Origin of the sequence: Prauserella halophila (assembly GCF_024171895.1) — a bacterium.
GTDB classification, from domain to species: domain Bacteria; phylum Actinomycetota; class Actinomycetes; order Mycobacteriales; family Pseudonocardiaceae; genus Prauserella; species Prauserella halophila.
This window is the reverse complement of sequence record NZ_JAMTCQ010000008.1, coordinates 544,966-558,146: the sequence shown is the minus strand read 5'-3', so window position 1 is coordinate 558,146 and position 13,181 is coordinate 544,966. Positions and strand designations below refer to the sequence as shown.

The 13,181-nt window shown below is 71.5% G+C and carries 9 protein-coding genes; 7 read left to right on the top strand and 2 right to left on the bottom strand.

What is annotated here, in order from left to right:
- A complete protein-coding gene (locus LY41_RS02865) occupies nucleotides 1-864 on the top strand; it encodes an ABC transporter permease (RefSeq protein WP_253862241.1) in 864 nt (287 codons plus the stop codon).
- Between the two features lie 5 nt (nucleotides 865-869).
- A complete protein-coding gene (locus LY41_RS02860; RefSeq protein ID WP_253862240.1) occupies nucleotides 870-1,727 on the top strand; it encodes an ABC transporter permease in 858 nt (285 codons plus the stop codon).
- A gap of 49 nt (nucleotides 1,728-1,776) precedes the next feature.
- Here LY41_RS02860 and LY41_RS02855 read toward each other — a convergent pair whose 3' ends face one another.
- Entirely contained in the window at nucleotides 1,777-3,303 is a 1,527-nt protein-coding gene (locus LY41_RS02855) for a S8 family peptidase (RefSeq protein WP_253862239.1), read from the bottom strand.
- Nucleotides 3,304-3,906: 603 nt separating this feature from the next.
- Between LY41_RS02855 and LY41_RS02850 the strand changes: the two genes are divergently transcribed.
- From LY41_RS02850 to proB, 5 genes are all read left to right on the top strand, one after another.
- The gene (locus LY41_RS02850) at nucleotides 3,907-7,389 is read left to right on the top strand and encodes an Rne/Rng family ribonuclease (protein WP_253862238.1); all 3,483 of its coding nucleotides are present in this window, start codon (nucleotides 3,907-3,909) and stop codon (nucleotides 7,387-7,389) included.
- Between the two features lie 153 nt (nucleotides 7,390-7,542).
- A complete protein-coding gene (gene rplU, locus LY41_RS02845) occupies nucleotides 7,543-7,857 on the top strand; it encodes a 50S ribosomal protein L21 (protein ID WP_253862860.1) in 315 nt (104 codons plus the stop codon).
- 51 nt (nucleotides 7,858-7,908) lie between these two features.
- Complete coding sequence (gene rpmA / locus LY41_RS02840) at nucleotides 7,909-8,166, top strand: 50S ribosomal protein L27 (protein WP_253862237.1); 258 nt, start codon at nucleotides 7,909-7,911, stop codon at nucleotides 8,164-8,166.
- A gap of 123 nt (nucleotides 8,167-8,289) precedes the next feature.
- A complete protein-coding gene (obgE, locus tag LY41_RS02835) occupies nucleotides 8,290-9,747 on the top strand; it encodes a GTPase ObgE (protein ID WP_253862236.1) in 1,458 nt (485 codons plus the stop codon).
- Nucleotides 9,748-9,836: 89 nt separating this feature from the next.
- On the top strand, nucleotides 9,837-10,949 hold the full coding sequence (gene proB / locus LY41_RS02830; RefSeq protein ID WP_253862235.1) for a glutamate 5-kinase: 1,113 nt from the start codon (nucleotides 9,837-9,839) through the stop codon (nucleotides 10,947-10,949).
- 22 nt (nucleotides 10,950-10,971) lie between these two features.
- Here the strand turns inward: proB and LY41_RS02825 are convergent, their stop codons facing one another.
- Nucleotides 10,972-13,041, bottom strand: a complete 2,070-nt coding sequence (locus LY41_RS02825) for a RecQ family ATP-dependent DNA helicase (RefSeq protein ID WP_253862859.1) — start codon at nucleotides 13,039-13,041, stop codon at nucleotides 10,972-10,974.
- Nucleotides 13,042-13,181 lie beyond the last annotated feature (140 nt).

Sequence of the window (13,181 nt, the reverse complement as noted above, 5' to 3'; positions counted from 1 at the left end):
ATGGCGGGCGGTGACGTGACGGGCGGTGACGTGACGGGGGCAGCGACGACGAGCGTGGACGCCGGGTCCCGCGCCACCGGCCGGGTCGTCGGATCGTGGCGCGCGGCCTGGCTGCGGGTCGAGGCGCACTGGACCTGGTACCGGCGGTACTGGCGATCGAGCCTGTACTCGTCGGGACTGCAGCCGGTGCTGTTCCTCGCGGCGATGGGCCTCGGTTTCGGTTCGCAGGTGGAGGCGGGTCCTGCCACGGGCGGGCTCGCGTACGTGCAGTACGTGGCGCCCGCGCTGCTGGTCGCCGGTGCGGTGCAGAACGCCATCGCCGAGTCGAGCTATCCCGTGTTGTCCGGCTTCAAATGGCAGCAGGACTACCACGCGGTGACGGCGACACCCGTGACGGCGGGGCAGTTGCTCGGCGGGCAGGTCATCTGGATCGCGCTGCGGGTGGCGATCGCGAGTGTGGTGTACACGATCGTCGCGCTGCTGTTCGGCGCCTGGCGCAACGCCGGGGCGCTGCTGGTCATCCCGGTCGGCGTGCTCGCGGCCGTCGCGTGCGGCACGGCGATCATGGCGGTCGCGGCGACGACGTACAACGAAGGGGAGCGGTTCGCCGCCATCTTCCGGTTCCTCGTCATGCCGATGATCCTGTTCTCCGGCACGTTCTTCCCGATCGAGCAGATCCCCGCCGCGGTGCGGTGGCTCGCCTGGATCTCACCGGTGTGGCACGGCACCGAGCTCGCGCGCGGCGTGACACTCGGCGGGCTCGGCATCTGGCCCGCCCTGGGACACCTGGCGTTCCTCGGCGCCCTGCTCGGCGTCAGCGCCGTGCTGGCGCGGCGGTACTTCTACCGGCGACTGGTGGTGTGATGCGCATGTCCTCGACCACCTCGGCGGCGACCGGCGCTGCGGCGTCCTCGGCGCCCGCGCGGCGCGGCCTGCTGCTGCGGATGCTGCCCGCGCCGCTGTACACGGGACGCGCGCGAGCACTGCTCGAACGTTCGGCGATGGTGTACTCGCGTGCCTGGCTCGTGTTCGTCTCCGGTGTGGTGGAGCCGCTGCTGTACCTGCTGGCGTTCCAGGTCGGCTTCGGCAAGCTCGTCGAAGAGGTCACCGGCCCCGGCGGGCAGACGATGAACTACGTCGCGTTCGTCGCACCGGCACTGCTGGCCGCCTCCGCGATGAACGGCGCGGTGTTCGACTCGACGTTCAACGTCTTCTTCAAGTTCCGCTACAACAAGACCTACGACGCGATGCTCGCGACACCCCTCGGGCCGCTCGACATCGCGCTCGGCGAGATCGGCTGGGCCGTGCTGCGCGGCGGGCTGTACGCGGTGGCGTTCCTCGGCGTGATGGCGGGTTTCGGGCTCGCCACCTCACCGTGGGCGCTGCTTCTCGTGCCGGTGGCGCTGCTGGTGTCGTTCGCGTTCGCCGCCATCGGCATGGTGTGTGCGACGTTCCTGAAATCCCCGTCGCAGTTCGACTTCGTCCAGCTCGCCGTGATGCCGATGTTCCTGCTGTCGACGACGTTCTACCCGCTGTCGGTCTACCCGGAACCGCTGCAGTACGCGGTGCAGTGCCTGCCGCTGTACCACGGTGTCGAACTCACCCGCGGCCTCGCGGTCGGCGTGCTGGACGTGAGCATGCTCGGCCACGTCGCGTATCTGCTCGTGCTGGCCGCGGCCGGTGCCTACTTCACCGCGAAACGGCTCGCGGGCCTGCTGCTGCGGTGACGCTGCGGCCCGTGTGCGCGCCACCGGCCGGGTGCCGAACGCGTGATCGTCAGTGTTCCGCGCCGAGCCGGGTCAGCAGCCGGTGCACCGCGTGGGTCCGATAGGCCGCACGGGTGTCGACCATGCCCCGGCCGTGAAATGCGTTGTCCTCGCGCGGCCCGGTGCAAGTGCCGTTCTCGCGCGCCGTGCCGGGGCAGTCGGTCGGGCGTGCCTGCCGGCGCAGCATCCGCCGCAGTGCCGTGGGGGAGCGTTCGTCGGCGCCGTCGGCCGCGAGGATCGCGGCCGCACCGGTGACGTGCGGAGCTGCCATCGAGGTGCCGCACAGCCGGCCGTATCCGCCGGGCACCGTCGACACCACGCAGTCACCCGCCGAGCCGCCGGGCGCGGCGAGATCGATCACGTCCCGCCCGTAGGAGCTGTAGTCCGTCTTCGTGCCGTGGCGGTCGACGGCGGCGACCGTGACCGTCTCCCGGAGACCGGCGGGAACGGCCACGCAGCTGCGCGCGAGGTCGTCGGAGTCCGCAGCGGCGGTGCCGTCGCTACGGGGGTCCGCGCCGGACCGGTCGTCGCGGTACAGCTCGCTGCGGGGGAGGAGTCCGAGTTCGAAGTCGTCGTTCGTGGCGGCCGCGACGTTGAGGGTGCCCGAGCGGCCGGCGAATTCGACGGCCCGCGCGACCGCCTCGTGCACGACCCGCCTGCCCTCGCTCGCCGCGCACGACACACCCGACGGGGCGACGGTGACACTGCTGTTGACGATCGCCATACCGTGGCGGGCCGCCCACACGTAGCCGCACACCGCCGCCTCCGGGGTGACGTACCCGTCGTCGTCGACGACGCGCAGCGAGGCGAGCCGGACGCCGGGTGCGGTCCCGGTGACGCCGTGACCGTCCGCGGCGGCGCCGATGATGCCTGCGACGTGGGTGCCGTGCGGGGAATCGCCCGCCGACCACGCGGACCGGCTCCGGTCGGGGACGCCGTCTACGCAGCCTGCCGAGGAATCCGGGTCGACTGCCTTCGCCAGGTCGGGGTGGGTTGCGTCGATACCGGAATCGAGGACACCGACGGTGACGCCTGCGAGATCGGCGTGCGCTGAGCGGGTGAGGCCGGCGGGGTCGCCGTCGGCGCCGGGTGCCCCGGCCATGCGGAGGTTCCATTGTTCGCCGGTCCGGTCACGCGTTCCGTCGGCCGCGTCGCCGGCGCGCGCGGTGGACTCGCCCTTCCGGGCCGCCCCGCCTGCCGCGGCGGTGGCGCTGCCCTGATCGCGCAGGTGGCGGGCGCGCTGTGCACTGAAGGCGCGGGCCGATCCCGGCGCGGTGCCGAAGCCGGGATCGGCCGAGGTCGCGACGGCGATCGCGACCTCGGGAAAATAGCTGGTCAGGGTGCCGCACGCGGCGTCGATCACGTCGCGTGCGGCGGAGCCGGATGTGCCGGGATCGAACACCACGACGTATCGCCACGCCCGGGATTCGGTGTGACAGGTCTCACTGTGCGCGGCGTGCACCGGTGTCGTGGCCGTCAGTTGCGCGGCGACGGCTAGTGCGGCACACGCGAGCAGTAGGCTCCTCCGGCCGAGCACTGGACCTCCGTCGATGTCGTCGGGGCGGCCGCATCGACGACTGTGATCCGCGGCTGCCCCATGACGCACCGTAGCCACGGCGCCGTGTGCGTGCCAATCATCTCGCACCACCCGGGTGACCGGCTGTGGAGGCATCGTCGAGGCCGCGCTGCGCGGAGCCGGCCGCGTCGTGTGGGATACTGGGTGTGGCCGCCGAGCCGTCGTCGCCGGATCAGTACGGCGCACGGAGGGACGGTGGCCCGGTGACGTGCCGATTCCGGATCCGAGTCGTCGCCGCGGGCACGCGCCATGTGCCTGGCGGCTGGGACGATGTGGACGCCGGGACCGGACGCCGGAACGCTGTGTCGAGGTCGACGGCTCGGGAGGCACCGAGAGGTCGCGAACAGGGCGGCCGCGTCACCGCGGGACCCGCCACACCGGGCATGTCGGAAGCTCCGGCGCTCACGTGGCACGAGTGACAACAGGATTCCCGCCGGGGGGAACCCACCACGGCGGTAAACAGGAACGGCCCCTGTGCGGCCGCGTCCTGTGTTCCGGTACCGGCAGCGAGGTGCGACACCTCGGCCGGACGGACGCAGGCGCGCCCGGGGGCGGAGGAGACATATGTCGAACGCGGACACGCCCGCCGAGAACACCGGCGGGACCGCCGCCACACCCACCGCACGTGCACTGGCAGAGCTGCCCAACCGGGTGCGGGTCCATGCGCTGGCGAAACTGCTCGGCTCCAGTAGCCGGGAAGTACTCGGGATGCTCGCCGACCTCGGCGAAACCGCCCGGAGCCCGCAGTCCAGCGTGCACCGCGACGTCGCGGTGAAGGTCGCCGAGACCGCGGGTGTGGTGGCCGGCGACGGTGACACGGAGGCCGAGGCGGACGGCGCCACAGCCGAGGGCACCCCGGCGGCCGGCAGCACGACGTCGAGCACTGCGGACTCCGGTGCCGCGGCATCCGGTGCGGTGGCACCCGAGGCCGCGGCTACTCCCGAGGCTGCGGCCGCGGGAGAGCCGGCTGCCGCCGCGCCGGGGACCGCGCACACACCGATGTTCGCGGCGCCGTCGCCGGTCTTCCTGCCGCCGGAGCCGACCGTGGCGGCCGCGGGCGCGGCAGGTGCCGCCGAGGACGGCGACACCGCCGAGCCCGTCTCCGCGCAGGACGAAAACGCATCTCCCGCCGACGCGACCGACGGGCGGGAGACGACGAGCGAGTCTTCGGCCGCAGGCGACGCGACGGACGACCAGTCCGGCGATGTCGATGGTGACGGTGACAGCGATGGCGACAGCGACAGCGACAGCGACGCGGGCCGGCGTCGGCGGCGCCGTGGCCGTCGTGGCCGTGGCCGCGGCAAGGGCGGCGACGAGAACGGCGACGACCAGCAGGGCGATGCCGCCGGTGAGACCACGGGCCAGGACGAGACGCCCGGCACCGACTCCTCGTCGGGTGACTCGTCGGAGGGTGCCGAGGAGCAGGACGACAGCGGTGCCGACGGTGACGACGCCGACGGCGAGTCCGGCCAGTCCGAATCGGGTAGCAAGCGCCGCAGGCGGCGCCGTCGGCGCAAGAGCGGCGGCGGTGACGACGGCGACGGCCAGTCGCAGGACGATCCGCCCAACACGGTGGTGCACGTCCGCGACGGCAAGCAGGACAAGAACGAGAAGCAGGACAAGGGCGACAAGAACGACAAAGGCGACAAGGGTGGCGACGGCGTGCGCAGTGTGCGCGGGTCGACGCGGCTCGAGGCGAAGCGCCAGCGCCGCCGGGACGGCCGGGAGGCGGGCCGGCGCCGTGCCCCGATCCTGTCCGAGTCGGAGTTCCTCGCCCGGCGCGAATCGGTCGAGCGCACGATGGTCGTCCGCGAGCACGGTGAGTCGACGCAGATCGGCGTGCTCGAGGACGGCGTGCTCGTCGAGCACTTCGTCACCTCGCAGGGCAGTGGCTCGATCGTCGGCAACGTCTACCTGGGCCGCGTGCAGAACGTGCTGCCGTCCATGGAGGCGGCGTTCATCGACATCGGCCGTGGCCGCAACGCCGTGCTGTACGCGGGCGAGGTCGACTGGGACGCGGCCGGTCTCGAAGGCAAAGCACGCAAGATCGAACAGGCACTCTCCAGCGGTGACCAGGTTCTCGTGCAGGTCACGAAGGACCCGGTGGGGCACAAGGGCGCCCGGCTGACCACGCAGATCTCACTGCCGGGACGCTTCCTCGTGTACGTGCCCTCGGGCGGTGCGACGGGCATCTCGCGCAAGCTGCCCGAGACCGAGCGGCGCAGGCTCAAGGACATCCTCAAACGCATCGTTCCGGAGGACGCGGGTGTCATCATCCGCACCGCCTCGGAGGGCACCAGCGAGGAGGAACTGGACCGCGACGTCCGCAGGTTGCAGGCGCAGTGGGAGGTCATCAAGGAGAGGTCCGAGTCGGCCTCCACGTCGTCGGGCAAGAAGTCCGGGGCTCCCACGCTGCTGTACGAAGAGCCGGACCTGCTGGTCAAGGTGGTGCGCGACCAGTTCACCGAGGACTTCGTCAAGCTCGACGTGCAGGGGCAGACGGCGTGGGAGACGATCAGCTCGTACGTCGAGCACGTCGCGCCGGACCTCATGGACCGGGTCAAGCGCTACGTCGGCAACGGCAACGTGTTCGCCGACTACCGCATCGACGAGCAGATCACCAAGGCGCTCGATCGCAAGGTCTGGTTGCCCTCCGGTGGTTACCTGGTGATCGACCGCACCGAAGCGATGACCGTCATCGACGTCAACACCGGCAAGTTCACCGGGTCGGGTGGAAACCTCGAAGAGACCGTCACGCGGAACAACCTGGAGTCGGCGGAGGAGATCGTCCGCCAGCTCCGGCTCCGCGACATCGGCGGGATCATCGTCATCGACTTCATCGACATGGTGCTCGAGTCGAACCGGGACCTGGTGCTGCGCAGGCTCACCGAATGCCTCGGCCGGGACCGCACGCGGCACCAGGTCGCGGAGGTGACGTCGCTGGGCCTGGTGCAGATGACGCGCAAGCGCGTCGGCACCGGTCTGCTCGAGGCGTACTCGTCGACGTGTGAGCACTGCAAGGGCCGCGGCGTGCTCGTCACGTCCGAGCCGAACAGCAACGGCGGTGGTCACCAGCACGGCAACGGCAATGGCAACGGCGGTGGCGGCGGCGGTGGTCGCAAGCGTGGCCGCGGTAAGGGCGGCGGCGACCAGTCGGACCAGGGCGAGAAGTCCAAGCAGGCCGATCAGGGGCGGACTCCCGAGCAGCGCGAGTCGGTCGTGACGGCCGTCCAGGCGGTGGCCAACGCGTCCAAGGTGGCCAAGCACGACGACGCGGCCGAGACCGCAGGCGCCGAGGCGGAGCAGACCACGGCGGACACGTCCGACTCCGCAGAGTCCGTTGTACGGGAGACGTCCGGCAAGCCGGGCAAGCGCAGCCGGGACCGCAAGAGCCGCCGCGACCGAGGGCAGCCCAAGGACCAGGCACCGGAGGCGGCCGAGGCCCCGGCGGCGGTGGAGACGTCCGCGAAGGCCCCGGCCGAGGCCGCGGGGCCTGCCGCACAGGCCGAACCGACCGTGCAGGCCGAAGCCGGATCCACTGCCGAGCAGGCAGCCGGCACGCGGACCGGCACCGTCCCGGCCTCGGCAACCGACTCTCCGGTGTCCGAGACGGCGGTGTCCGAGACGGCGGCGTCCGAGGTCGCCGGTTCCGGAACCAGTGACTCCGGAAACAGTGACTCCGGAAAGAGCGGCTCCGGGACCGGTGGCTCCGGGACCGGTGGCTCCGGAGACGGCGGCACCGAGCGGCGTGGCCGTCGCTCGGCACGTCGTGCGGCCGGCAGGCCCACCGGGCCGGCCGCGGACTCGGAGGGAAGCGGTGTCGAGGTCCAGACGGTGATGACCGCTGCGGCGCACTCTCCGGCGGCATCGTCGCCGGAAGAGCCGGGCACCCAGAGCAACGGGACCTCCGGTGCGAGCGTCCCGGGCACGGCGGAACAGGACGCGGCTTCGGTCGCGACCGTGTCCGCGGTGCGGAGCAGCCCCCGGCGTCCGCGCCGGGCGGCGGGCCGTCCCACGGGGCCGCCCGCCGATGACGAAAACAGCTGATCGTGACCCCGGTGTCCCCACGTCACCGGGCGCCACGTAGGCTGGACAGCGGCCTGCTGTTGGAGCGGGCCGCTACATGCGAAGGCCGGATCGCCGCGAGCGGTCCCCATCGCGTGAGCCCCCACCCACAGTCGAGCAATGCAGGAGACTTCCGTGTCGGCGTATGCAGTCGTCCAGACTGGCGGCAAGCAGTACAAGGTCGCCGTTGGTGACGTCGTCAAGGTCGAGAAGCTCGAGGGCGAGCCGGGCACCGAGCACACCTTCCCCGCCGTGCTCCATGTCGACGGCGGCAAGGTCACGTCGGACGCCGACGCGCTGGCGAAGGTCTCGGTCACCGGCAAGGTCGTCGAGCAGACCAAGGGTCCGAAGATCCGGATCCACAAGTTCAAGAACAAGACCGGATACCACAAGCGGCAGGGTCACCGTCAGAAGCTGACCCGCATCGAGGTCACCGGAATCAGCAAGTAAGGCTGTCAGCACGTAAGGCTGTTGCCTTTTCCCAGAGGAGACTGAGCTCAGATGTCAACCAAGAAGGGCGCTTCCAACTCCAAGAACGGCCGCGATTCAAATCCGAAATACCTCGGTGTGAAGCGGTTCGGTGGTCAGGTTGTGAGGTCCGGCGAGATCTTGATCCGGCAGCGCGGCACCAAGTTCCACCCGGGTGACAACGTCGGCCGTGGCGGTGACGACACGCTGTTCGCCCTGGCCCCTGGCTCGGTCGAGTTCGGCGAGAAGCGTGGCCGCAAGATGGTCAACGTGGTTCCGGTCGAGGGCTGAGCGGCCCGACCAGCACCACCAGTAACTCCGACGAGGGGCGGGGCCGGAACACATCCGGTCCCGCCCCTCGTTTTTCGTACTACGCGGTATGCCGCCGCGCGCCCGCACAGGAAGGCACGAGCCATGACAACCCGATTCGTCGACCGGGCGGTGATCCACCTGAGCGCCGGCTCGGGCGGGAACGGCTGTGCTTCCGTCCACCGGGAGAAGTTCAAACCACTCGGCGGTCCCGACGGCGGCAACGGTGGCACCGGCGGCGACGTGCTCCTCGTCGTCGACCCCGGCGTCCATACGCTGCTGGACTTCCATTTCCGCCCGCACGCCCGTGCGGGTAACGGCAAACAGGGGCAGGGCAGCCACCGCAACGGCGCCGCAGGCGAGACGTTGGAACTGCGCGTGCCGGAGGGAACCGTCGTGCTCACCGAGAACGGCGAGGTGCTGGCCGATCTGGTGGGCGCCGGGACGACGTTCGTGGCCGCCAAGGGCGGTCGTGGCGGTCTCGGCAACGCCGCGCTGGCCTCGCGGGCCCGCAAAGCGCCGGGCTTCGCGCTGCTCGGCGAGGACGGTGAAGCCCGTGACCTCGTGCTCGAGTTGCGCTCGATGGCCGACGTCGGCCTCCTGGGCTTTCCCTCGGCCGGCAAGTCGTCGTTGATCTCGGTGTTGTCCGCGGCCAAACCGAAGATCGCGGACTATCCGTTCACCACGCTCGTGCCGAATCTGGGCGTCGTCACCGCGGGCGAGACGGTGTTCACCATGGCCGATGTGCCGGGGCTCATCCCCGGCGCCAGCGGCGGCAAGGGCCTCGGCCTCGACTTCCTGCGTCACATCGAGCGCTGTGCGGTGTTCGTGCACGTCATCGACTGCGCGACCTACGAGGCGGGCCGCGATCCGGTCTCCGACATCGACGCACTCGAGGACGAGCTCGCGCGCTACACCCCGGCGCTGGGTGAAAGCCTCGCCGATCGACCGCGGCTCGTCGTACTCAACAAGGTCGACGTGCCCGACGCCGCCGAGCTCGCCGAGTTGGTGCGTTCCGACCTCGAGGAGCGTGGGCTGCGCGTGTTCGAGGTGTCGACGGTGACGCGGCAGGGGCTGCGGGAGCTGAGCTTCGCGCTCGGCCACATCGTCGAGCAGACCCGCGCCGAGCGTCCCGCCGCGGAACCGGCCAAGATCGTGCTCGCACCGCCTGCCGTCGACGACAGCGGATTCACCATCGAGGCCGACCCCGACGAGACCGGCGGGTTCATCGTGCGCGGCCGGAGGCCGGAACGGTGGATCGCACAGACCAACTTCTCCAACGACGAGGCCGTCGGATATCTCGGCGACAGGCTCAATCGTCTGGGCGTCGAGGAAGAGCTCGCCCGGATGGGTGCCGAGCCGGGCTGTCCGGTGACCATCGGCGATTACACCTTCGAATGGGAACCGTCCACGCCGAGCGTCGCGACGCAGCTGGCGGGACGAGGGACGGATCCACGTCTGGAACGCAGCGACCGGGTGTCGGCGGCCGACCGGAAGCACGCACGCCGGTCCCGCCGAGTGGCCGACGACATCGACGGTGACCCCGACGACGGCGACGAGTGACGGCGACGGGCCACGGCGACGGCGTCCGACCGGAACCGGGCGCGGAGGTCAGCGAGGGAACGGGAGAGCAGCGGTGAGTGAGGGTGCCGGTGAGTGAGGCACGTGCGGCGATCGCCGGCGGGAGCCGGGTCGTCGTCAAAGTCGGGTCGTCGTCCCTGACGACCGCCGATGACGGTCTCGACGTCGCACGGCTCGACGCCCTCGTCGACGCCGTGGCCGGCAGGGTCGGGCGCGACAGTCAGGTCGTGCTCGTCTCGTCCGGTGCGATCGGCGCGGGGCTTGCACCACTGTCACTGGCCACCCGGCCACGGGACCTGGCCACGCAGCAGGCCGCGGCGAGCGTCGGGCAGCTCACGCTCGCGCACGCCTATGCCGCGTCGTTCGGCCGTTACGACCTCGCCGTCGGCCAGGTCCTGCTGACGTCCAACGACGTGGTGCACCGTGCGCATTACCGCAACGCCGAGCGGACGCTGACCCGGCTGCTCGCGCTCGATGCCGTTCCGGTCGTCAACGAGAACGACACGGTCGCCACGGAGGAGATCCGGTTCGGTGACAACGACCGGCTCGCCGCGCTCGTGGCGCATCTCGTCCAGGCGGACGGCCTGATCCTGCTCTCCGATGTACCTGCGCTGTACGACGGTGATCCGCGTGCGGGCGGCACCCGGAAGATCGCCGAGGTGGCAGGCGAGTCCGATCTGGACGGGCTGACGGTCGGCATGTCCAGTTCGGGCCTCGGCACCGGGGGCATGATGTCGAAGGTCGCGGCTGCGAGGACGGCGGCCTCCAGCGGCATTCCCGTGCTCGTCGCCGCCGCCTCGGACGCCCGGCGCGCGTTGGCCGACGCGGATGTGGGCACCGCGTTCCATGCTGCGGACAAGCGGTTGTCGGCGCGCCGGTTCTGGCTCGGCTACGCCGCGGGTCCGGAGGGCAGGCTGCAGCTCGACGAGGGGGCGGTCGCCGCGGTCGTCGGCAAGCGACGGTCGCTGCTCGCCGCCGGCATCGTCGGGGTGGACGGGGACTTCAGCGCCGGCGACGTCGTCGACCTCGTCGACCCGGCGCAGCAGGTGGTCGCCAGGGGAGTGGTGGCCTACGACGTGACCGAACTGCCCGAGATGATCGGCCGGTCGACCCACGAGCTGCCCGACGAGTATCGCCGGGAGGTCGTGCACGCCGACGATCTGGTGCCGATCGGCCGGCACTGAACCCCGGTACGACCCGCAGGCGTCAGCTCGTCGATGCCAGCGCGAGCGGCAGGACGGCGTCGGCCCCGGCGCGCCGCAGCAGCCGGGCAGCGACCGTCATGGTCCAGCCGGTGTCGACGAGGTCGTCGACGAGCAGCACCGGTCCGGTCAGCTCACCGAGCGCCGCGTGCAGGTCCACCGGTACGTGCAGCCGCTGCCACAGGTCGGCGAGCCGCACCGCGCTGTTGGCGCGGCGCGGCGGCGGCCCGTCGGCGTCGAGCGTGCCGAGCAGCGGCAACCTGCCGACCGAGGCCAGTTTGCCGGCCAGGTCCGTCGTCAGTCGTGACCGCCGCTGCGAGCCCATCGCCACGATGCCGGCGGGCCGTTCCTGCCAGTCCCACGACGCCAGTACGGCGATACAGGCCTGGATCAGTTCGTCCGGTACGGGCCCGTCGGGAGACTCCGGACCGAGCAGGTCGCGCAGTCGTCCGCCCCACGCGATGTCGGTGAGCCTGCCGACGACACGCCCCGGCGCGGCCGCCTCCTCGGCCCCGATGCGGCCGGAGAGCGGCACGTCGAGCGCCGCGAGTCCTGTCGGCCACTGCTTTCGCGGGGCCACCTCGATGCCGGGCTTGGCCAGTGCGTCGGCCGTCTCACCGGCGACGTCGTCGGCGACCCGGGACGACCAGCCGGAACCGGTGCAGTTGTCGCACCGGCCGCAGGGTTGTGCGTGCGGGTCGTCGAGCTGCCTGCGCAGGAACTCCATGCGGCAGCCGCCGGTCGCCGCGTAGTCGATCATGGCCTGCTGTTCGGCTTCCCTGGCGGTGCGCACCCGCTCGTAGCGCTCGGCGTCGTAGCTCCACGGCGCGCCGGTGCCGACCCAGCCGCCTTTCACCCGCCGGACCGCGCCGTCGACGTCGAGCACCTTCAGCACCATCTCGAGGCGGGAGCGGGACAGTTCCACCCGTGGTTCCAGCGCCGCCGTCGACAGCGGGCGGTCGGCATGGGCCAGCGCCTCGAGTACCTGGTTCACACGGTGTTCGTCGGGGAAGGCCAACGATCCGAAGTAGTCCCAGATCGCCTTGTCCCCGGCACCCGGCAGGAGCACGACCTCGGCACGTTCCACGCCACGGCCCGCGCGGCCGACCTGTTGGTAGTAGGCGATCGGCGACGACGGCGCTCCGAGGTGGACGACGAATCCCAGGTCGGGCTTGTCGAATCCCATGCCGAGCGCGGAGGTGGCGATGACCGCCTTGACCTTGCTCGCGAGCAGGTCGTCCTCGATGGCTCGGCGGTCGGCGGGGTCGGTCTTGCCGGTGTAGGCGGCCACCTCGTAGCCGCGCTGCGCGAGCAGAGCGGCGGTGTCGTGCGCCGCGGCGACCGTGAGGGTGTAGACGATGCCCGAGCCGGGCAGTTCCGCCAACTGCTCGGCCAGCCAGGCCAGCCGCGCCGTTTCCGTCGGGGTGTCGACCACCGCCAGGCGCAGGCTCTCGCGGTCGAGCGGGCCCCGCAGGACGAGGGTGTCCGACCGCCTGCCGATGCCGAGCTGTTCGGCGACGTCGGTGACGACCCGGTCGTTGGCCGTCGCGGTCGTGGCCAGCACGGGAACGCCGTCGGGCAGCTCGGCCAGCAGCGTGCGGAGCCTGCGGTAGTCCGGGCGGAAGTCGTGTCCCCAGTCCGAGATGCAATGTGCCTCGTCCACCACGAGCAGGCCGGCGGAAGCGGCGAGCTTCGGCAGCACGGCATCGCGGAAGTCCGGGTTGTTGAGCCGTTCGGGGCTGACCAGCAGCACGTCGACCTCGCCCGCGTCGACGCCCGCCTGCACCTCGTCCCACTCCTGTTGGTTGGCCGAGTTCATCGTGGCGGCCCGGATCCCCGCTCGGGAGGCGGAGGAAATCTGGTTGCGCATCAGCGCGAGCAGCGGCGAGATGATCACGGTCGGGCCCGCGCCCCGCTCGCGCAGGAGCGCGGTGGCGAGGAAGTACACGGCCGATTTGCCCCAGCCCGTGCGCTGCACCACGAGCGCGCGCCGGTGCTCGGCCACGAGCGCCTCGATCGCGGTCCACTGGTCGTCGCGCAGTTGTGCGTGCTCACCCGCCAGGGAACGCAGCAGCGTCGCGGCCCGGTCGCGGAGATGCCCGCCGGTGCCGCGGGAGCCCTGGTCGTCGGCGTTCCGGTCGTCGGTTCCCGGGTCGGCGGTGCCGGGTCCTTCGGCGCGGGGTTCCTCGGCGCGGTGTCCCTCGACGCGGTGGC